Origin of the sequence: Cellvibrio sp. BR (assembly GCF_000263355.1) — a bacterium.
Lineage (GTDB): Bacteria > Pseudomonadota > Gammaproteobacteria > Pseudomonadales > Cellvibrionaceae > Cellvibrio.
In genome coordinates, this window is sequence record NZ_JH668201.1 from 270,077 (window position 1) to 290,826 (window position 20,750).

The 20,750-nt window shown below is 43.8% G+C and carries 14 protein-coding genes; 11 read left to right on the forward strand and 3 right to left on the reverse strand.

What is annotated here, in order from left to right; all coding sequences use genetic code 11:
- Positions 1-123 precede the first annotated feature (123 nt).
- The 6 genes from O59_RS06450 to O59_RS06475 all read left to right on the forward strand — a co-directional run bounded on the left by O59_RS06450 (position 124) and on the right by O59_RS06475 (position 8,310).
- Positions 124-993, forward strand: coding sequence for a hypothetical protein (locus tag O59_RS06450; protein WP_007640740.1), 870 nt, complete (start codon positions 124-126; stop codon positions 991-993).
- Positions 994-1,008: 15 nt separating this feature from the next.
- Positions 1,009-1,344: a hypothetical protein gene (locus O59_RS06455; protein ID WP_007640742.1), complete on the forward strand. Its 336-nt coding sequence runs from the start codon at positions 1,009-1,011 to the stop codon at positions 1,342-1,344.
- A 33-nt stretch (positions 1,345-1,377) separates the two neighbouring features.
- Positions 1,378-2,412, forward strand: a complete 1,035-nt coding sequence (galE, locus tag O59_RS06460; protein ID WP_040391646.1) for a UDP-glucose 4-epimerase GalE — start codon at positions 1,378-1,380, stop codon at positions 2,410-2,412.
- A 281-nt stretch (positions 2,413-2,693) separates the two neighbouring features.
- Positions 2,694-3,590 (forward strand): TonB-dependent receptor plug domain-containing protein, encoded by an 897-nt coding sequence (locus tag O59_RS06465; protein WP_007640744.1) that lies wholly within the window; start codon positions 2,694-2,696, stop codon positions 3,588-3,590.
- A 23-nt stretch (positions 3,591-3,613) separates the two neighbouring features.
- Complete coding sequence (locus tag O59_RS06470) at positions 3,614-6,529, forward strand: TonB-dependent receptor domain-containing protein (RefSeq protein WP_157152501.1); 2,916 nt, start codon at positions 3,614-3,616, stop codon at positions 6,527-6,529.
- Between the two features lie 209 nt (positions 6,530-6,738).
- Positions 6,739-8,310, forward strand: coding sequence for a tryptophan halogenase family protein (locus O59_RS06475; protein WP_007640746.1), 1,572 nt, complete (start codon positions 6,739-6,741; stop codon positions 8,308-8,310).
- A gap of 46 nt (positions 8,311-8,356) precedes the next feature.
- Here the strand turns inward: O59_RS06475 and O59_RS06480 are convergent, their stop codons facing one another.
- The gene (locus tag O59_RS06480; RefSeq protein ID WP_007640747.1) at positions 8,357-9,877 is read right to left on the reverse strand and encodes a tryptophan halogenase family protein; all 1,521 of its coding nucleotides are present in this window, start codon (positions 9,875-9,877) and stop codon (positions 8,357-8,359) included.
- A gap of 237 nt (positions 9,878-10,114) precedes the next feature.
- Between O59_RS06480 and O59_RS06485 the strand changes: the two genes are divergently transcribed.
- Positions 10,115-10,768 carry a hypothetical protein gene (locus O59_RS06485; RefSeq protein ID WP_040391648.1) on the forward strand — a complete coding sequence of 218 codons (654 nt, stop codon included), beginning with the start codon at positions 10,115-10,117 and terminating at the stop codon, positions 10,766-10,768.
- Positions 10,769-10,896: 128 nt separating this feature from the next.
- Here the strand turns inward: O59_RS06485 and O59_RS06490 are convergent, their stop codons facing one another.
- On the reverse strand, positions 10,897-11,697 hold the full coding sequence (locus O59_RS06490) for an alpha/beta hydrolase family protein (protein WP_007640748.1): 801 nt from the start codon (positions 11,695-11,697) through the stop codon (positions 10,897-10,899).
- Between the two features lie 5 nt (positions 11,698-11,702).
- The gene (locus tag O59_RS06495; RefSeq protein ID WP_007640749.1) at positions 11,703-12,818 is read right to left on the reverse strand and encodes a Zn-dependent alcohol dehydrogenase; all 1,116 of its coding nucleotides are present in this window, start codon (positions 12,816-12,818) and stop codon (positions 11,703-11,705) included.
- A 169-nt stretch (positions 12,819-12,987) separates the two neighbouring features.
- Between O59_RS06495 and O59_RS06500 the strand changes: the two genes are divergently transcribed.
- The 4 genes from O59_RS06500 to O59_RS06515 all read left to right on the forward strand — a co-directional run bounded on the left by O59_RS06500 (position 12,988) and on the right by O59_RS06515 (position 20,735).
- Positions 12,988-13,848 carry an AraC family transcriptional regulator gene (locus O59_RS06500; protein WP_007640755.1) on the forward strand — a complete coding sequence of 287 codons (861 nt, stop codon included), beginning with the start codon at positions 12,988-12,990 and terminating at the stop codon, positions 13,846-13,848.
- 299 nt (positions 13,849-14,147) lie between these two features.
- Positions 14,148-16,547, forward strand: coding sequence for a beta-galactosidase (locus O59_RS06505; RefSeq protein WP_232283048.1), 2,400 nt, complete (start codon positions 14,148-14,150; stop codon positions 16,545-16,547).
- 132 nt (positions 16,548-16,679) lie between these two features.
- Positions 16,680-19,037 (forward strand): alkaline phosphatase D family protein, encoded by a 2,358-nt coding sequence (locus tag O59_RS06510; RefSeq protein ID WP_007640758.1) that lies wholly within the window; start codon positions 16,680-16,682, stop codon positions 19,035-19,037.
- A gap of 261 nt (positions 19,038-19,298) precedes the next feature.
- Positions 19,299-20,735: a carbohydrate-binding protein gene (locus O59_RS06515; protein ID WP_007640760.1), complete on the forward strand. Its 1,437-nt coding sequence runs from the start codon at positions 19,299-19,301 to the stop codon at positions 20,733-20,735.
- The last annotated feature ends 15 nt before the right edge of the window (positions 20,736-20,750 follow it).

A 20,750-nucleotide genomic window follows, 5' to 3' on the forward strand; every position in this document is an offset into this window, starting at 1 on the left:
TCTCCGTCTATAAGTTCGTATCAAGGCCCTTGGTTTACCTCAAAAACTTCCTGTTTACAGCATTGCAATCTGCCTGTATTGGCGCTAGCATTGTGTAAAATGTTAACAATTTGCAGGTGGCGTGTGTTACGCATAATAATTTTAAGTATTGCCTTGTTTGCGTTAAATGTATTTGCCGCAACCCCTACCGTTATCACTTTTGGTTCAGGGGAGATAGCGCCAAAAGAGGAAATCTACGAGTACCACCTATTGCGCCTGGCACTGGATGCTACCAAGGCGGAATACGGTGACTACGAAATTAGAGATTTGCCTAAAGGCGATGTGCCCACTTACTCACGTTTGCGAGTATTTGCTGAGGATAATCAATTCGAAAATTTTGTTTATAAAGATTCGGCGTCCAATGACATCATTGAAAAATTGTATGGCGTGGAGTTTCCCGTAGATTTGGGCGTTACTGGCTACCGTATTGGTTTTGTGTCGCCAGACTCCAAGCGTAAGTTGGAAAAAATTGAAACCTTGGAAGAATTGAAGAAACTGACGATCATTCAGGGGCGTGGTTGGTTAGATAGCGAAATACTCAAAAAAATTGGTTTTAAAGTTGTTGAGGGCGGTAATATCAAAGGTTTGTTTTATATGGCAGCCAATGATCGTGGTGATATTTTTTTGATTGGTGCAAATGAGCTGGAACGGGAGTGGAAGAAAAATCAGGATGTTGAATATTTAAATTATGACCAAAACGTATGTATTTATTATCCTTTGCCAAAATTCTTTTTCTTAAACAAAAAAAATATCAAACTGGCTGAGCGTATTGAAAAGGGGCTTCACATTGCTTATGAGTCGGGTGCTGTTAGGAAATTGTGGGATGAATATTACGGGGATGCTGTGAGATTTTCTGAGCTGAAAAAACGAAAAATATTCCGTTTTGATAATCCCTTGATTGATGCATTAGGTAAAGATTATGAGCGATTTGTTATAGATCCTGAATTGTTATAATTTTGGAGGTTATTCATGCGCTGGCAATCACTAAGTGTGAAAGATCCTATTGAGTCAGCTAAGCGTTACCAGCGTTTGTTTTCTGCTCATGTTATGGAGTTAAAAAATACGCTTGGCGAAAGTAGTTTTTATATGAATTTAGGGGGGGCGTGCCTAAAGCTGGCCGCTGCTCCTTGTGTCAATGCAGATTCACAGCAGCGAATTGAGTTGCGCATGAAGGAGAAGGATATATTTTCCATCGTTGATAGCTTGATTCAGGCGCGGGAGCTTTTTCAGATTGAATCCACAACTGGAAATTTGTTTTATACGGATGTTGATGGCAATATTTTCGAAATTGTTTGCATTAAGTAAGGTTTATATGAACTCCGTATTTGGGAAATGGTAATGAAATCGTATCTTAGGAAGGTTTTGGTAACCGGAGGTGCAGGTTACATAGGTAGTCATGTTTGCATCGAATTAATCAACAATGGTTACTTTCCGGTAGTGGTAGATAATCTATCAAATGGAAAATTAGAGTCGCTGGCCAGAGTTGAAAAAATTACCGGTGTTAAACCGGATTTTTTTCAGTTGGATATCAATGATAAAGCCGCGTTACATCAAGTTTTTTCTGATTATGCGATAGGTTGTGTAATGCATTTTGCGGGCTTGAAAGCGGTGGGAGAGTCTACCCAAATACCTATCAAGTATTACCGGAATAATGTGTCGGGTACTTTGTCTTTGCTAGAGGTCATGGAGGAGCACTCAGTTTTTAATTTTGTATTTAGTTCTTCGGCGACCGTTTATGGCGATCCCGTATCTGTACCCATTGACGAATCATTTCCTCTGTCAGCCACCAATCCCTATGGTCGCAGCAAGTTGATCGTAGAAGATATTCTGCGTGATATGGCCAAGGCGCCAGACAATCAGTGGAACTTTTCAATCCTGCGTTACTTTAATCCTGCGGGTGCTCACGAGTCAGGTTTAATCGGTGAGGACCCCAAGGGGATACCTAATAACTTGATCCCCTATATCGCCCAGGTCGCAGTGGGCAAGCGTGAGGCGCTTACCGTTTATGGCAATGATTATGCGACCCCTGATGGCACTGGCGTGCGCGATTACATACATGTCGTGGATTTGGCGCGAGGTCATGTGGCAGCACTCAATGGTTTGACGCAGCAGTCGCGAGGTTGTTCAACCTATAATCTGGGTACTGGCACTGGCTATTCCGTATTGGAGATGTTGAAAGCATTTGAGCTGGCGTGCGGCAAATCTATACCCTATGTGATCAGCGCACGCCGCCCCGGTGATATCGCCAGTTGTTATGCTGACGTCTCTCTGGCTAAGGAGCGTTTAGGTTGGGCTGCTGAATACAGTGTAGAGCGAATGATGGCAGATACTTGGCGCTGGCAGTCGCGCAATCCAAATGGTTTTGCTGAATAAGGTTTTTCTGTGCTTGCTGTTGTGTTCTTTGGGAGGCCTGTGCCTCCCTTTTTTTGTCTGCTTTTTGTCTTTATCGCTATAGTGGCGCATGCGCTATGGTTACCTTTTTTCACACTCCTTAAGCTTAAAGTGTAAATTGCTAACAATCTACAATTGATTATTGACAATGATAAATAGCTGAGTAGTATTGTAATTGGCGTTAAAACTTAGCTTTTGTGCTCGATCCATGGAAGTGGGCGGCATAAAATAAAAAAATAAATACCTTACATGGGGGCTTTACGATGTCAAACATTACTCACCGCCTTAGAATTACGGCGCTGTCAGCGGCAATCTGTGCGGTTAACAGCGGTGTTGTCTATGCGCAACAAGAAGCAGTTTCTGCACAGCAAGATCAAGATGTGGAAGAAGTTGTGGTTACTGGTATTCGCGGGTCTATCAAAAGATCTGTGGATGACAAGCGTGAGGCACGCAAAATTGTCGATACCATCAACGCTGAAGATATTGGTAAATCAACCGACCAAAATATCGCGGAAGCATTGAACCGCGTTTCAGGCGTTAGTATGAATACCTCTGATGGTGAGGGTAAGACTGTTTCTATTCGCGGTGCAAACGCGGATCAGACCGTCGTTACTATGAATGGTACAGCGTTGGGGTCTACCGGCTTTTCTCAGGGTGTTGATTTGTCTTCCTATTCAGCCGACATCCTTTCAAAAATTGAAGTTATCAAAACGCCATCAGCAGATGATGAAGAGGGTTCGCTTGGCGGCTTGGTGAATTTGACCACTCGCAAACCGTTGGATATTAAGGAAGATGTTCGTACCGTTTCCCTGCAGGGCCGTATGGATGATCAATCCGAGGAGTTTGATCATAAATTTGTAGGTACTTTTTCGCAGAAATTCGCCGATGACTCAATTGGTGTTCTTGTTACAGTGAATGATGAAGAAAATAAACTTCGTCGCGATCAATATCATGCGCAGGATTACAGTACTTTTGGTTCAAATGCTTATACAGATGGACGCACAGGGCAAGCCTATGCTAACTCAACTGCGATGGCTATCGATGCCGCATCAGCTGCGGCTGCAGGGCGTGCTCCTACATTTGCAGGTGCTCAGGCGGTAGATCCATACGCGATCCTCTATTTTGGACTCATGGTGGTGCTGAGCATAACCGCTCAATAGTTCAGGGCTTGGCGCCCAATCAGATGGGGTATCAATTATTTGAAAATGATTACAAGCGTCAAGGTGTTGACTTGTCGGTTCAATGGCAAGCCAGCGATACAACCGATCTCACCTTTTCTGCAAATTACAGTCAGGCAGATGTTAGTAACCGTATGGACGGTGTATTTGTAAACACCTCTCGTATGAGTAACTTTATTGACGGTGCTTCACAGCAAGGGTTGGGGTTGGGTTCTGAGTTTTGGGGCCGTACGAGTTTTTACGATAACAACCCAGTGGAATACGGTGGGACCGAGGGGGGAGCGCCAACTGACAATGATCAAATGCAGTGGACAGATCCTCAGCAGCAGTGGCATGTGTTGGATCCTAAAACACGTACTTGGACTACCCTGCTGAATCGCGAAAGCATTGGTTCTATTGAGGCTTCGGTAAATAATTACGAAACTGAAAACTCACTCTACGCGTTAGAGCTTAATCATGATTTCTCGGATCGTTTCCGTATGGTTGCGGGCGCATCTGTAAATGAATCAATCCAAACACCAAAAAATAATGTGTATTTGACGGCGAACACCAGCCGTGTAGTGGGTCCTTGGAACTTGCACCATGTACCTGCAAACTTGCTTAATCCTGCGGGTTACGATTGTTCCAGCGGTAACTGCCGCTTAAATGGTGGTTACACTGCGCCGGCCTCTTTGGGAAACAATGTTGATCTGGATCCTAGCTTAAATGATTTGTGGGATAACATAGGCACCTCAGGTTTTGACCCTGACGTTCTTGAAAACCACACACTAAGTTATATTCAGGCAACTATCACTGAGGTGAGTGATAAACAAGAAACGGCGTTTGTTGATTTTGATTTTGATCTGGACTCTTACGGAATTACAACTGTAGAGTTTGGCGCGAAGGTTACTCATCGCGAAAAATTTGTTAATAACCAATCCGGTACACCGCGCCCGAGTGATGAACGTGTGCAGAGCATTAGTCCGTTTACCGGTGAAACTCTGTCAATTGACGCCAGTAACATCAATTTGATTCAGGTAACCAATTTTGCGGATGGCAAAGTGGATGCAAACGGCTTCTTAAGTGGCTTGGGTTACGCTAAAGATAACATCACTGATGGCTGGCTGCGCTTCGATCCAATTGCTGCGATTAATGCTGTATCTCAAGGCGAGCGCGCCTTTACTTTGGATAATACTCAAACCCGTGGCGCTGAGTTTGACAATGTGTCAGCGTATATTAAGGCAAATTTTGAATTCATGGATGAGCGCATTCAGGGTGATGTTGGCTTCCGCCATGTTCGCACTGAGGTGGAAACCAACGGTTTCGCAGGTACCGTATTTGGCACTACCAGTTCAAATGGCGGCAGAGTTATAGACCCAATTCAGTTGATGAGAATGCGTGAAGTTGGGGCAGGTGGTGTCCAGTGCCCTTCATTGGCTGAAACACCAAGTCCATTGGATTACGGCACAAATTCCATTTTCTGGAATCCGCAGAATGGTAGTACAGATACTACGTTGGGTACTAACTACAGTCTGACGCAATTCTTTGAGCGTAATCGCTGGGCGCGTGTTGATGGCACTGGCTTCAATACTAATGGCACGCCGTTTGACTATAGTGATGATACTCCAATTGCCGCTACTAATAGTGGTCTTTGCTACGATCCAATCCTAGAACCTGGCGTTATTCCAAGCTCGTTCTTTGAGCGAAATTTGGTGCGATACGCCGATATCTCTACTGATCTGACCTATCCGTTTGATGCCAATGGTGTTCGCCAATTGACTGAGTCAGGCAATATCGTATCGAACGATCGCAGCCGCAACTCTGTTGCAGCAATTGATAATCATACCTACGACATTATTCTGCCAAGTTTGAACGTGAGTTTTGCCGCGAGAGAAGATTTGATTACTCGTTTTGCTGCGTCTAAAACCATGGCTCGCCCACCAATTGATGATTTACGTGCAGGTGCGCGCACCAATGAAGGGGATATTTTTGGTTCAGGCATAGCTTTGCGCCCGAGCTCCACCGTGCAATTGTTTACCGCGAAAATTGATCCGCTTGAATCCACCAATTTGGATTTTTCAGTTGAATGGTACTTCAATGACTCGGGCATGGTTTCGGCAAATATCTTTACCAAAGATATTAAAAACATGATCGAGGTGAAAGATTATTTGTCATATATTGGAGATCTGCGTAAGACAGCGGCTAACCCGGATGGTGCTAGCTACAGTAACGGAGTATTTAGTGTTGATGGTCAGGATATTCCTTTGCTGTTGTCAGCAGCTGATGTGAATACCTGTATGCCTCGTCGTTTGCAAGGTGAAGCAGCATTATCGGGTACTCCTGAATTAATTTATGGAAACAACCCCGATTATCTATGTAACCAGTACACAGTGACTCAGAACGTAAACGCGGCAAAGGCATCGGTAGAAGGTATTGAATTGAACTACGTTCAAAACTTTGACTTCTTACCGGGTATCTGGTCCGGTTTGGGCACCTCTATGAACTTTACCTATCAAGAAGGTACCTTTGATAAGTCTCGTGAAGTAATTCCTGGCGCGCCAAAAGAATCCTACAACGCGACAGTCTATTGGGCGCAAGATGGTCACCAAATTCGCCTTGCTTGGTCTGGTGCGAGTGATGTGTTAGAGCAAACAGCCTTTGCCGGTGGTTCGCGTTGGAGAGAAGGTCGTCAAACATTGGATCTGTCCAGCAGCTATGCATTAACTGACTCGATCAGCCTGCAATTTGACGTAGCCAACTTGACTAACGAAACTGTGCGCACTTACTTCACTAGTCGTACCTTGGTATTGCCTGATGCCAATGGTAATCCAATTACCTTTAATGAGGGCTCGGCTATTAACGGCAATGCACCTACCAACCGTACTCTTGATGAATACACTGTTGGCAGAACATTCCGTGTAGGTATTCGTGCGGAGTTCTAAGTGATGGAAGGGCTGACAAATCTTGATTTGTTAGTCTGATAAAAATGAAGCGCTTTGGGTTTACCTCAAGGCGCTTTTTTTTGGATAAATATTTTTAACTGAAAATGTTGCCTAGTGAGACTATTATCAATATTCGGGCGCATTGCGCAAAATCACGCAATTAAATATTTAACAGGTGTAGTGTTTTGTCATCGAAACGATTTGTCATAGTGGGCGGTGGAACGGCGGGTTGGATGACGGCAATGTTATTCCAACATGCGTTTCAGGATTGTACGATTACGCTTGTTGAATCTGCGGTTACCGGAATTATCGGTGTAGGTGAAGGCTCTACGCCGGCATTAAAAGCGTTTATGGATGCTTTAGGCATCAGTGAAAGCGAATGGATGTCAGTTTGTCAGGCAACCTATAAATCGGGTATATCATTTAGGGGTTGGTCAACAAGAAATGGGTTTGAAGAATATTTTCATCCATTTTTTTCTCATTTTGATCGCGACCATATTAAAGCGCTTATATTTAATTCCGAATTGCGACGTGCAGGTAAACGTGCGCATGCGCATCCTAATTTGTTTAGTTATGCAAGCTACTTGGCTGCGAATTCTCTGTGCCCGATTACCCCATACGCTTTTCCATTTGAAGTTCAATATGGCTATCATTTTAATGCAGCTATGTTAGGTTCTTTCTTAAAAGAAAAAGCCATTGAGCGGGGAGTGGTATGGAAAAGTGCGCATGTCGAAAACATTGCATTAAATGCAGAAGGTGATATTGCACACTTGGCGTTCGAGGGTGGGGCAATACTTGAGGGCGATTTTTTTGTCGATTGCACGGGCTTTGCTTCGCTTATTACCGGCAAAACACTCGGCACTCCTTTTATTCCCTATAGTGATGTTTTATTTAACGATCGTGCCGTGACCTTAGCCTCTCCAGTGGAGGAGGTTATTTCAACGCAAACTGTAGCTACTGCATTAAATAATGGTTGGGCTTGGAAAATTCCTCTGCAAAATCGTGTGGGAAATGGCTATGTGTATAGTTCAGCTTTTTGTAGCGAAGCTGAGGCAGAGGAAGAGCTGCGTGCTTATCTGAATATGAATAATGGCGAAGGCGAATCGCGCCATTTAAAAATGCGGGTTGGGCGAGCCAAAACTATGTGGAATAAAAATTCCCTGGCAGTTGGTTTGTCGCAAGGATTTTTAGAGCCATTAGAAGCAACGGCATTGGCGTTGGTGCAATTAACGCTTGTTAGGTTTGTTAAATTGTATAAAGCGGGTGCATATACCAATCAATACGCAGAGCAACTGAATTCAGAAATCGCAGAAGCGTTTGATAATGTGAAGGACTATATACATACACATTATTTAACGTCTGACCGTGAGGATACACCTTACTGGCGCGCCTGCCGCCACAATTCAGCAGCGGCATCGAATCGCCTTAAACTGGTGTTACAAACTTGGTTGAGTGGTGCGGATATTAGTGAGGCGCTGCAAAGCACGGGGCTTAATCGTCATTATAAAGTGAATTCCTGGGTGTACTTGTTGAGTGGTATGGGAATATTTCCTCCCGAGCATCAACTGGTGCAAGCCAGCCCGGATGATTTGGCTAAAGTACCGTTGGATTCAATTGTCGATTTTTTTGAGCGGTGCGCGTTAAATCATATGCCGCAAGCAGAAGCCTTAAATATTCTGCGCACTGGTGCGAGTCCATTTTCTGTAGAAGGTCGCAATAAAGCGAGTAAAGAGCAGGCTCTTGCGCGTTTGCTTGGCCTTAGCTTCGCCGTTTCATCCTAGGTATATTCACTGTTTGGTGCGGGTGAAACAGTGAATGCAGGGCGAGTTATATTTCTGCGCGCAGAGTCCCCAATATGCTTTGATGCGAATCAGGAATTTTATTCACCTCATTTTTAATGGCGTAGGATACATTCTGCAAAAATTGAATATAGTGGGGGGCTTTGTCGGCAGGCATAGAAAATTTTTCATAATTGAGGAAAAATTTTTGACCTATTAATACTTCTAGCCAGCTATCGGTGCCAAAAATGGACGCTTCCGGTGGTGATATCCAGCCAGTTTTAGAAAGCTCATCGAGTAACTGAGCAAGTGATTCCGGACGAGGCCCTGACTTTCGCTCTTGCCAGAACGAGTCCTCATCGCGTTGATTGCAGAGGTAATGCACCATTAAAAAATCGCGCACTCCCTCGGTCTCTGCGCGCCAGGACTGATTAAATTTATCTCTGCCCACCGCATTTAATTCGTTATTGTCGATACTATCGCGCAATTTTCTCGCATAGGCGCAAATTAAATGAATGCTGGTGGATTCTAACGGCTCTAAAAATCCTGCGGATAAACCTATAGCGACGCTGTTGAGCATCCAAGGCGATGACAATCGTCCGGTGGTGAATTCAATTTTGCGTGGTGTAGTTAACAGCTCGCCTTCAACACCCTCTAATAGATGTTGTTTCGCTGTATCGTAATCCATGTGTTTTGAGCAATAGACAATGCCGTTACCGGTGCGGTTCTGAAGCTGGATTTCCCAGCGCCATCCGGCTGCGTGGGCAATTGAGCGAGTGTACAAACGAGGCGTTTTATCCAATGTTGTTTGTACTGCAATTGCAGTATCACAAGGCAAGTATGCTTGCCAGTTATCAAAGTTTGCTTTTAATGCTTGTTTATTTAGGGCGCCATGCATTCCCGAGCAGTCTACATATAAATCGGCGCTGAGTGTTTCGCCATCCTCCGCAATAAGTGCGGATATACCGTTCTCATCTGTTTCGACTTTTACTATGTGCTTGGAAATGTGGGTTGCGCCATTGTGTAACGCTTTTTCTCGAAGTAATCGAGCCAGAAGAGATGCATCAAAATGGAGTGCGTAAAGTAGGTTGCTTAAAGGGTAGAGGAGGCCGTTTGTGTTTTCGGGCGCTTTTGAACCGCGAGAAAACTTATCTGAATAAGCCGCAACAGCGGAAGGGATAAAAGGTGTGAGGTCAGGATTTTTAAAATAGCGTGCCGTGCTTAACCAAATTTTAAAAAACTCAGCCTGTCCTAGGTTGTGCCCCATGTTGCCAAAACCATGCATATAGCGTTCGCCGGGACGGGACCAGTTTTCAAATTGAATGCCATACTTAAATGTTGCTTGGCAGTGCTTAACCAGATCCTGGTCGCTTATTTCTATATAATTTAAGAGATCGTAAATGGTGGGAATACTTGCTTCCCCAACGCCTATGGTTGGAATTTCTGCTGTATCAACTACTACAATCTGATAACCATGTGTTTCCCATTTTTTAGATAAAATAGCGCCCGTCACCCAACCAGCGGTTCCTCCGCCCAGAACAATGATTTTTTTGGAATGAGATTTGAGCATTTATAATTGCCTGTTGATAAATTTGGGTGGTGCAGTATGGTCAGCACTATAGTCGTTATTTGCCCATTATATTGGCGTTAGGATATCGGAGGAAAAAACAGCTATTTATTTTATTGATAAATGTTAACATTATACATATATTGATGTCGCATTTTCATTAATTCAGGAACTGTTTGAAATATGGTGAATGTGCCTAGAGTATGTGTTGTCTATATTAATCATTTAAAGGATAGATAAATGTTACATAAAAAATTAGTGTTTTTATTTTCTTCAATTTTGTTATTGCTTTCGGGCTCAAGTTTTGCTGATTTTGGCCCTTTCAATAACCCTCAAGCATCTGGAACGGTAAAGAGTGGCTTAGGTGCAGTGAGTGGTATGTATATTTCGAATGTTCCAATTTTTGTAATGGATACAAAAGCCGTTATCGACTCATATTGTGTGTCCAAGGGCTATGAGATAGCCACTAGAACAACTGTTTCCTATGGGTCGAATAGTGGTGCTGTATTTGTGGCTATTGGCGGTGCATCGCACACAAATGCTGTTGTATCTACATATCAGGCCGGAATGCCCATCATAACTCAGGTCTGGTGTGACTATTCTGCTCAACCTGCTGCAGTGGTTACTTATGGTCCTTTTGAGAATCCTGTGGGATCCGGTTATGTGAAATCCGGTGCTTACACAGGGCAGTATGTGACAGGTCGGTTGTTTAGTGGAGACACAATTTTGCTCAACTCTTGGTGTGTTTCTAAAGGTTATACCCGATACTTAAAACAAGAGCATGCATTTGGTTATGTCGGTTTCCTTGCCGGGAGCGGAACTGTTATGACTGATTTAAATATGTCATACAGTAATGGATCTACTCCATACACAGCAAAATTATGGTGCCAGTAATCTTGGTCTTATATTGATTTTAAATAATATCTATGGACACAACTTTTTTTAATATTTGTAGGTTGTTTTTCCGACCCTATATTAAATGTTTAGGGTCGTTTTTTCAGAAAAAGGCAGCAATAAAAAGTTTAATGGCTTTGTAACTTATTAAAGAATATAAATGATCGCTTGACATTGTTGTGCCAATAGTCCCACTCATGTTTACCGGGTAGCGTTTCAAGTTCAGCAATATTACCTATGCCTTGAATATTTTTATTGAAGTTTAAATTTCCTTGATATAGTTGATCATCTATACCGCAATCAAAGCGGATGGGCGGCAATGAATTCTTGTGGCGTTTAATCCAATAAAGTAATTCTGATTCTTGGGGATTTTCACAATCATAAATGCTTAATTCATCATTTACGAAAAGCGCCATTTCTCGAATATCTGTTATTGATGAGTGCGCCGATATACCTTTAAAAATTGTAGGGTATTTAGCCCCCAAACGCAGTGCGCCATAACCGCCCATAGATAGCCCAGCAATATATACATTGGAAGCAGGTGAGGCGGACGGGTTGCACTTTATAACCGCAGTAATCACATCTTCCACAATCCATTTTTCATAATTTTCACCGTTTGCCAGCGGCAAATAAGCTGAGCCGCCATAAAAGCCGCCGTCGGAAGGCATCACCAATATCATTTGGCTGAGGCCACCTTTGGCGTATTCATCGCTATAGGCCTTGTGTACGCCGCCCAAGCCAGACCATACCCAGTGATTGCCGTAAACACCGTGCAATAAAATGACAATCGGCAAGTCTTTGCCATCGGGATGAGCGTTAAAGACGCTGATATCGCAGCGTCGGTTTAAGTGTGAACTCTGAACGGTGAGTAATTGAAAATGTTCAGCTAGATATTCCGGGTTGGATTGTTCAATTCTAATAACAGCCATTTGAATTATTCCTCGTCATCAAAGACAACAACACCTTTGGCGATTCGGCCATGAATTAGATCGTCAAAACCCTGGGCCACATCTTCGATTCTATAGGTTTTAGTGACCAGCTCATCGAGTTTTAATTTTCCCGATGAATACAAATCCATAATGCGAGGAAAGTCCCGGTCTGGGTTGCACATGCCATAAAGCGGGTTGATATAAATTTTGTCCCATTCAAATAGTTCGCAATCAAAATCAATACGCTGTTCAATGCCGCTCACCTGCACAGCTGTACCTGCGCTGCGTATGAGTTTAAGTGGTGCTGAACCCAGTGCCGGTACTGCAGTGCATTCGAAGGCGTAGTCAGTACCTCGTCCACCATTGATATTTTTTACTTCTTCAGTCACGGCATTAAAGTCTTTGTCGTCCCGTGCCGCTATAACGCCGTGAGTGGCGCCAAATTTTTTGGCTTGTTCAAGGCGCTCACTGTTAATATCGATGGCAATAATTTTCGCCGCGCCAGACAATTTCGCCGCTTGAATGACGTTAAGGCCAACACCACCACAGCCGATAACGCAGACAGAAGACCCGACTTTTACATTGGCCGCATTCACCACCGAGCCCCATCCCGTCATCACCCCGCAGCCAATAATAGAGGCGCTAGGGTAGGGGATTTCGCCGCGCATTTTTACCACTGCCGATTCTTTTACAATGGTGTGTTCAGACATGGTACCCAAATGGAATGAACGCTCTACCGGAGTGCCTTGGTGCGTTGCGGCTTGCTCATGTGCGTGGCCACAGAGCCCAGTTCCGCATACAGGTGAGTTAACTTCACAAATATGAGCATTACCTTCGCGACATTGAAAGCAGTGACCGCAGGGAATTGCCCAGTTTAAAATCACCTTGTCACCAGCCTGTACTTTAGTTACACCTTCACCAACAGCGACGACAATGCCTGCACCCTCGTGACCAACAATAAAATGTTTGTTCCAATTGTTAATAGAATCTAAATCTGTATGGCAGATACCTGAGGCTTTTAATTTGACATGAACCTCGCCCTTAGCAGGTGCACCAATGGTAATGGTGGTTAAATGAAAATCGCCCTTGCCATTAGAAATAATTGCTTTAGAGTTGATCATTGTTGGTTTTGCTCCCGGTGTAATAGCTTGCGAAAATGGTTATCGATTTTTTACTGCTCAGTGTTATTGAAAAGGTGTAGACCAATTACACCGCCGTCTAAAGAAACCATCGTCGCATAATGAATAAAATAATCTTGGTTCCGACTATGTTAAAAAACGGAAAATTTGCATGAATAAAAATAACGTATACTGTGAGCCGTTTTGCATACAAAAGGGTTATGATTTTGAAATTCACCATGTGGTTTATTCGGAAGATTCGCCCTATTCGTGTTTTATGCATTTTCATGAAGTTCACGAGCTAATTGTGTTTGATTCTATTGATGGAACATTTTTCTACAGTCAGGGAAAGTCGACCCTAGAGGATCGAGACCTAGTGTTCACACCGGCATTGGAAACCCATGATTTTGAGTTGTCGTCCCGGATAAAGTCCTGGTACATCATTCAGTTTCTGCCCTCAGTGCTTTTAAGTGCGGGGTTGGCCCAAGCCGACGGTTTTTTTAAAAGCGGCATGCATTTGCGCCTTAGCCCAGAGGATTCCGCGGCTATTCAAACCTTGGCCCGCTGGTTACTCGAGAGCTATCAGTGTTCACCCTCCAGTGATCGCAGTGGCGCTTTACTGCGCACCATACTCAGCTGGGTGGCGGAGCGTGCAGAGCCGGTAAAGCCACCCCACTATGACGTTATTCTCAAGTCGTCTGGTTACCTAAAACTGGAGCCGGTCATTAATCTTTTTCGGCATAATCAATGCGTTAATTTGTCACTTGAGCAAGCCGCTGCCTTGTGTTGTTTATCACCCGCCTATTTTTCACGCTTGTTTAAGAGCGTGTTTCGCTGCAATTACTCAGATTACAATGTTAAACATAGGCTCTATAGTGCGGCTCGTCTGCTCAGCCAGAGTCAGTTCTCGATAACTGATATTAGCTACGAGCTCAACTTTTCTAGCCCGTCCCACTTTATTGCGCAATTCAAAAAACAATTTGGCGTCACACCAAAAAAATATAAAACCAGTGTTATTCAGGGTGTTGGTTAACTCTGCTCGCTGATTCGAACTAGGTGTTAGAGGGCATTTCACTATAGCAAAGCGGTTTTTTTTAACTATCAATTGCCATGCCAATAATGTCATTTATTTGACCTGGTGCGCCGACGCTGGCCGCTTCCCCTAAGAGCACTTTTTTGCGCCTTGATAATCTCCCCTTATGCTGTATATTGTTTATTGTTGACAAAGAGGTGTCAGAAGGGAGTTGATTGATATGCAGTTAGTTTGCACGCATAGATTTGCCCTTATCCATAACCCTTCATTATATAAACGAGAAAATACAGGTGGTTACGATGAATTCCAGCATCACGCTTGGTAGGTCTTTCAAATTATTAGTTCGAGGTGGGGCGCTCTGTGTTGCTTCTTTAGGCTTGCTGGCCTGTCAAGATAAAGTGCAAGAGCCGAAAGCAGACAGCCAGGTAATGGCGCCTGCAGCCAATACCGATGCAAAGTTGTTATTTGATTTTGAACAGCCCGAGCTGCCTGCGGAAATAAGCTTCTATAACGCTACTGGCACGCTGGTCAACAGTCAATCTGCGGCGGGAGCGGAGTCGTCCGCGTTAAAAGTGAAGTTCAATTCAGCAGCGCACGAATATACTAGTGTTTTGATAAAGCCCCAGGCACCTAGTTGGGACTGGAGTGATTTGGGTGAAATCAGTGTGGCTTTTGATATTACCAATCCTGGCGAGCACTCAGTACAGCTATTTTTGGATGCCCAAGATACCCATGGGACCAGTTTTACTCGCAGTGTGAGTGTACCCGTCGGAACCAGCCGTGTTTACTACGCTAAATTAAGTGGTCACGACATGGTCAGCGCTAATCCAGATTCCAAAGTGGAGTTGAATGCTGCATCGGGCTTGCGCGGCAACCCTCCCACCTGGGAGGGCGATGATGTGCAGTTTATTTGGATGTGGGGGGTAATGAATTTAGACGTAGCCTCAATCCAACAGATCTCCCTGAGCGTGCAATACGCACTGCATGACAAAGAAATTATTCTGGACAATATTCGGGTTATCAAAAACCCGCCCATGAATAAAAACTTTTTGACCAAAATAGTGGATAAATTTGGCCAGCCAGCTAAGGTCGACTTCCCCGGTAAAATTCACTCTGAAGCGGAATTGGCTCAAGTGACTGAACAAGAGTTAAAGGACCTAAAAAATGGCCAGCCACTGGCGGACAGATCTACCTTTGGCGGTTGGAAAAATGGTCCGAAACAACCTGCAACAGGCTATTTTTATCCTAAAAAAGTTGATGGAAAATGGTGGTTGGTTGATCCAGAAGGGTATCTTTATTTTGCGACAGGATTGGATATCATACGTTTAGCCAATGCATACACTATGACTGGCTATGATTACGATGCTTCAACTATTGAGCAGCGCAGTGCCGATGATTTGACTCCCGAAGACTCGAAAGGAAAAATCCTTATTTCAGAAGAGGCGCAAAAAACCCGTCATTTGGTTTCTAAAACTCGCGCCGACATGTTTGAGTGGTTGCCCAAGCACACTGACCCTTTGGGTAATCACTATGATTACAATCGTGATGCCCACTCAGGCCCACTGCTAAAAGGCGAAGCCTTTAGTTTCTATAGTGCCAATCTTGAGCGTAAATACGGTGAAACAGAACCTGATTCCTATTTGCGCCAATGGGAAAAAGTTACTGTGGATCGCATGTTGAATTGGGGTTTCACCTCGCTAGGAAACTGGACTGATCCAAAATTCTACAGCAATCAACGCATTCCTTATTTTGCCAATGGCTGGATTATTGGCAACTTCAAAACAGTTTCCAGTGGCAATGATTTTTGGGGCGGTTTGCCTGATCCATTTGATCCGGTATTTAAAGAGCGCGCACTTGCCACGGCCAAGGCTATTGCTGAAGAAACTAAAAATAGCCCTTGGTGTGTCGGCGTATTTATTGATAACGAAAAAAGCTGGGGGCGCTCAGAAAGCAAAGAGTCTGAATATGGCATAGTGTTAAATACACTGACTCGCGATGGCGCAGACTCGCCAACGAAAAATAAATTTACGCAGTTGATGAAAGAAAAGTATGTGGATATAGCAGCATTAAATACCGCATGGGGAACCTCAGTTGAATCCTGGGATGCATTTCAAAAAGGTGTAAAAACTGGCATTAACAACGATGTTCAATTGCAAGATTTCAGTCTGTTATTTACCCAGTATGCTGAAGAGTATTTCAAAATTGTTGAGGGCGCCTTAACACAATATATGCCTAATCACCTGTACTTGGGTGTGCGTTTTGCAGATTGGGGAATGCCAAAAGATGTAGTTAAAGCAGCGGCAAAATACGCCGATGTTGTTAGCTATAACTTCTATAAAGAAGGTTTAACCAAAAATAAATGGACGTTTTTAGCGGAGCTGGATAAACCCAGCATAATCGGTGAATTCCATGTAGGCACAACGGAGTCAGGTTTGTTCCACCCAGGCTTGGTGCATGCGGCCAATCAGGAAGATCGTGCAAAAATGTATAAAGAGTACATGGAAACGGTTGTCGATAATCCTTATTTTATTGGTGCACATTGGTTCCAGTATATGGATTCACCGGTAACTGGCCGCTCCTATGATGGTGAAAACTACAATGTAGGTTTTGTGTCGGTGACTGATACACCCTATGCACCTATGGTGAAAGCCGCCAAAGAGTTGCATGGCGAAATGTATACTCGCCGCGCGAAAAAATAATAGTGTTTATGATTGTTTCAGAACGAAGGAGCTAGTCAGTAATGGCTGGCTCTTTTTTTAACGATGAAATATGTAATCACTACATGCAATGCAGATTTCCAATTCCCATATTTGATAAATACCGGATGTTTTATGAATGATTTTTTTTCACGTCGCGATGCATTAAAGTTGGCAGTTGCAGGTCTGGCAACTAGTGCCATTGGCTGTTCTGTAAACACGAGCAATGATAAGCCAGTAACACAACAGCTGCTTGATTCATCGGTAGCTGATACCTGGAGTAATAGCCATGATCGCGTATGGATTGGCGGTGATTATTGGGCTAACCCCATGGAAGATTGGCGTATTGTTAATGGCGGTGCGGAGTGTTTGAGTACTGGTGGTAATCGCAGTATTCACTCTCTGACTCATCAGCTGACAAACGCTTCGGGAATTTTTTCTCTTTCAGTTCGCCTTAAGCGAGTTAGTCACGGTGAGCAAGATGGCGGGGCTGGTATTCGCGTTGGTGTGAATAGTGATATTAAAGAATATCGCAGTAACTGTTTTGTGCAGAAAGGCTTTGACGCTGGAATTATTCATAATCAACTTGCATTGGGCGATAAGCGCGTCGAATTACTGCAAGCTTTGGGCGATGCAGAAGTTGAATTGAAACTCTCTGGTGAGCCGCGTATTGGTGTCTACGCGTTAAAGTTTGAAGCAAGGTTAGTCGGCAGTGGAAAATTAATTGGCCAAATAGATGATTTGGTAGCAACCGATAACATCATGGGTAATGTCGCTGTGGTCAGCAATTTTGCTATTTCTTCTGAGATTGCCGCGAACCCGAAAGGCACCACCTATCGGTTTTCAAAGTGGACATTGCAAGGTGATGCATTTAACTATGTTCCAGAACAGAAGTTTGGTCCTATTTTATGGACTATGTACACACTTAACGATACACGTACAGATGAAGGCTTTGTATTGAAGTTAAGTGTATTAACTGGACCTATGGGTGTGAATGATAGCAACGAGGTTGAGTTACAAATTGAAAAGTCCGGTCATTGGAGAACCTTGGCAAACGCTACGCTTGATTCAGATGCCTGGTTGGCAACATTTCGTATTGCCCATTGGAATGAAAAGGATGATGTAAATTATCGTGTGGTTTATCGCGAGCAGCGTCGCGATGGAACTCAGGTGCCAGATTATTTTTCCGGCATTATTAAAGCCAACCCTGAGGGTAGGGATTTGCGTATGGCAGCACTGACTTGCCAAAATGATTATGCATTTCCCTATGCGCCGGTAGCAAACAATGTTGCCAAATTGAATCCGGATTTAGTGTTTTTTTCCGGTGATCAACTCTATGAAAATCACGGCGGTTTTGGTTTTATTCGCACGCCGGCGGAGCCGGCCATTTTAAATTATCTGCGCAAATTTTATCAGTTTGGTTGGGCGTTTAGAGATGTGATGCGCAATGCGCCAACTATTTGTTTGCCTGATGATCACGATATTTTGCAAGGTAATTTGTGGGGTGAGGGCGGTGCTGCTGCGCCAACAGATGCACCTATTGCTGGCAATGTAGATGCTTGGGGTGGTTATGTAACGCCAGTCCGTGTTGTTAATGTGGTACACAAAACCAATACGGCGCATCACCCGGAACCCTATGATGCAACCCCTACACCGAGTGGCATAAGTGTTTATTACACTGATTTAGTATACGGCAATGTAGGCTTTGCGATTCTTGCTGATCGTCAGTGGAAGAGCGGCCCGGAACGGTTAAATATTCAAGTGGGAGTAACTGGGGAGGGTGAGGCCCCAACCTATATCAATCCCCAATTTGATCGTGCCGATTTACACCTGTTAGGAACCAAACAAGAAGAGTTCTTGGCGCAATGGGCTAATGATTGGCGCAGTCATTCATTAAAAGCTGTGTTAAGCCAAACTGTTTTTGCTGGTATATCAACACATCAACCACTGCCTACCAAATATTTAAAATATGATTTTGACTCCAGCGGTTGGCCTGCCAGTGCACGCAATCGTGCAATTGAAATCATGCGCACATCAAAAGCGTTGCACATTTGTGGCGACACACATCTGGGTTCGTTGTGTCAATACGGCGTTAATGCTCAGCGCGATAGTAACTGGGCCTTTTGTACACCTGCTATTGCAGCCGGTTGGCCAAGATGGTGGCGCCCTGATGATATCAAAATTCCTTTTGCTCATCGTCCTGTCCATGGTCACGCGCAAACTGGCGAATATTTGGATAGCTTCGGAAATAAAATTTATGTTTATGCTGTTGGTAATCCAGAAGTGGGTAAATCGCCTAATCGTTATATTCAAGCGCATGAAAAGGGCAGTGGCTTTGGTTTTATTGTGTTTGATACTGTCGCAAAAACCTATACCACTCAAGCGTTTAAATTCTTAGTGGACGTTGCAAGCAACGGACCGGAAAATCAATTTTTGGGTTGGCCGGTGACTATTCATCAAGACGAAAATATCGGGGTGAATAGTTTGAGCTAATTGTTTAATTCCTATAGCTGATCATCCACATGTCTTTCCCTTCTTAAAGCTGCGGCCTTATGCCGCAGCTTTTTTTGTTTAGACGAAAAGGTTATTTTCCTGGCTATTGAATAATGTTAACAATTAACATATATTTGGTTTGTATTGATTAGACATAGATGTCGCCTGACTTATAAAAATAATAATTAACCTAGTTCAATTAACGTCATATCAACAAGCGTTTTTCCGTCCTGTATAAAAATAATTTCGTGGAGTTCTGTTATGAAAAAGCATATTTCATGCTGTATTGCATTAATGTTGACTTCAGTAGCTTCGTTGGCTGCAGATTGGGATGCATATCCTGTGCCCGCTAGTGCAGGTGCTGGGAAAGTTTGGCAGCTACAACCTCAATCCGATGAATTCAATTACAACTTCTCTGCAACCCCCTCTGCAGCCACCTTCGGCGGTAAATGGACTAACTTTTATCACAATAGTTGGGAAGGGCCTGGCCCAACTAAATGGCGGCGTGAGAATGTAGCTGTAAGTGGCGGTCAGTTGCAAATCAAGGCAACACGGCTAGCTGGTGAGACTAAAACATATGACGTTGATTTGAATTTGGATGGTGTCAACGAACAATTTACCTCACCTGCTACTCGTGCAGGATGCATTACTTCAACGACCAGGGTTAAGTATCCAGTATTTGTAGAGGCGCGAGTGAAAATCGCGAATGCTGTTATGGCTTCGGATGTGTGGTTGCTAAGCCCAGACGATACAGAAGAAATTGATATTCTCGAAGCATACGGAGGTAAAGCTGCGCGCAACGATTGGTTTGCCCGTCATTTGCATTTGAGCCATCACTTATTTATTCGTAATCCCTTCACGGATTATCAGCCGCGTGATGCTAGTACTTGGTATGCCGGTCAAGGTACTAACTACTGGACTGATAATTGGGTAAATATAGGTGTTTATTGGGCTAGTCCAACCCGTCTCGAATACTACGTGAATGGTCAGCTAGTTAAGGTGATGGATAAACTTAATACTGTGAATGGTATTGATGGAATCGATCCTTGGAATATAACTGGTGGCAAGGGCATTACCAAAGAGATGGATATTATCATTAACATGGAAGACCAAAATTGGAATGCTGCTCAAGGTCGTCAACCCACCGATGCAGAAATTACTAATGTAAATAATCACACTTTTAAAGTTGATTGGATTCGGGTCTACAAACCTGTTGCCTCAGCTACCAGCAGTGCTCCTGCGAGCAGTAGCAGTTCTAGCAGCGCCGCAAGCAACAATGCCCAGTTAATCGATTTTGCTAATTATTATGATACCGGTAAGTCTACAGCTCCAGTGGCTGGTGATAACTACATTGGTTTTAATAAATCGGGCGGCGGCAATATTAATTACAACACTGTGGGTGATTGGGGTGATTACCTGATAACACTACCAACTGATGGTAAATATAAGTTTGAAATTATTACAGCGTCTCCTATGGCTACCGATGGAATTGGTGCAAAGCTTAGTATTGATGGGATTTATGTAGGCACTATCAATGTTGGTTCGACTGGTGGCTGGGAGGTGTACAGTACATTTTCGCTTGCAAATAATCTTCCCATCGGCGCTGGCACTCATACGCTGCGTATTGAAAGCGTGGGAAGCAGCGCCTGGCAATGGAATGGCGATCAAATTCGTGTGACTCGAGTCGGAAACTTATAAAGATAAATACGAAGG

Excerpts from the sequence above, each read along its gene's own strand:
- O59_RS06455 (WP_007640742.1), top strand. The coding sequence starts at position 1,009 with ATGCGCTGGCAATCACTAAGTGTGAAAGATCCTATTGAGTCAGCTAAG.
- galE (WP_040391646.1), top strand. The coding sequence starts at position 1,378 with ATGAAATCGTATCTTAGGAAGGTTTTGGTAACCGGAGGTGCAGGTTAC.
- O59_RS06465 (WP_007640744.1), top strand. The coding sequence starts at position 2,694 with ATGTCAAACATTACTCACCGCCTTAGAATTACGGCGCTGTCAGCGGCA.
- O59_RS06470 (WP_157152501.1), top strand. The coding sequence starts at position 3,614 with ATGGGGTATCAATTATTTGAAAATGATTACAAGCGTCAAGGTGTTGAC.
- O59_RS06480 (WP_007640747.1), bottom strand. The coding sequence starts at position 9,877 with ATGCTCAAATCTCATTCCAAAAAAATCATTGTTCTGGGCGGAGGAACC.
- O59_RS06485 (WP_040391648.1), top strand. The coding sequence starts at position 10,115 with ATGTTACATAAAAAATTAGTGTTTTTATTTTCTTCAATTTTGTTATTG.
- O59_RS06490 (WP_007640748.1), bottom strand. The coding sequence starts at position 11,697 with ATGGCTGTTATTAGAATTGAACAATCCAACCCGGAATATCTAGCTGAA.
- O59_RS06495 (WP_007640749.1), bottom strand. The coding sequence starts at position 12,818 with ATGATCAACTCTAAAGCAATTATTTCTAATGGCAAGGGCGATTTTCAT.
- O59_RS06500 (WP_007640755.1), top strand. The coding sequence starts at position 12,988 with ATGAATAAAAATAACGTATACTGTGAGCCGTTTTGCATACAAAAGGGT.
- O59_RS06505 (WP_232283048.1), top strand. The coding sequence starts at position 14,148 with ATGAATTCCAGCATCACGCTTGGTAGGTCTTTCAAATTATTAGTTCGA.
- O59_RS06510 (WP_007640758.1), top strand. The coding sequence starts at position 16,680 with ATGAATGATTTTTTTTCACGTCGCGATGCATTAAAGTTGGCAGTTGCA.
- O59_RS06515 (WP_007640760.1), top strand. The coding sequence starts at position 19,299 with ATGAAAAAGCATATTTCATGCTGTATTGCATTAATGTTGACTTCAGTA.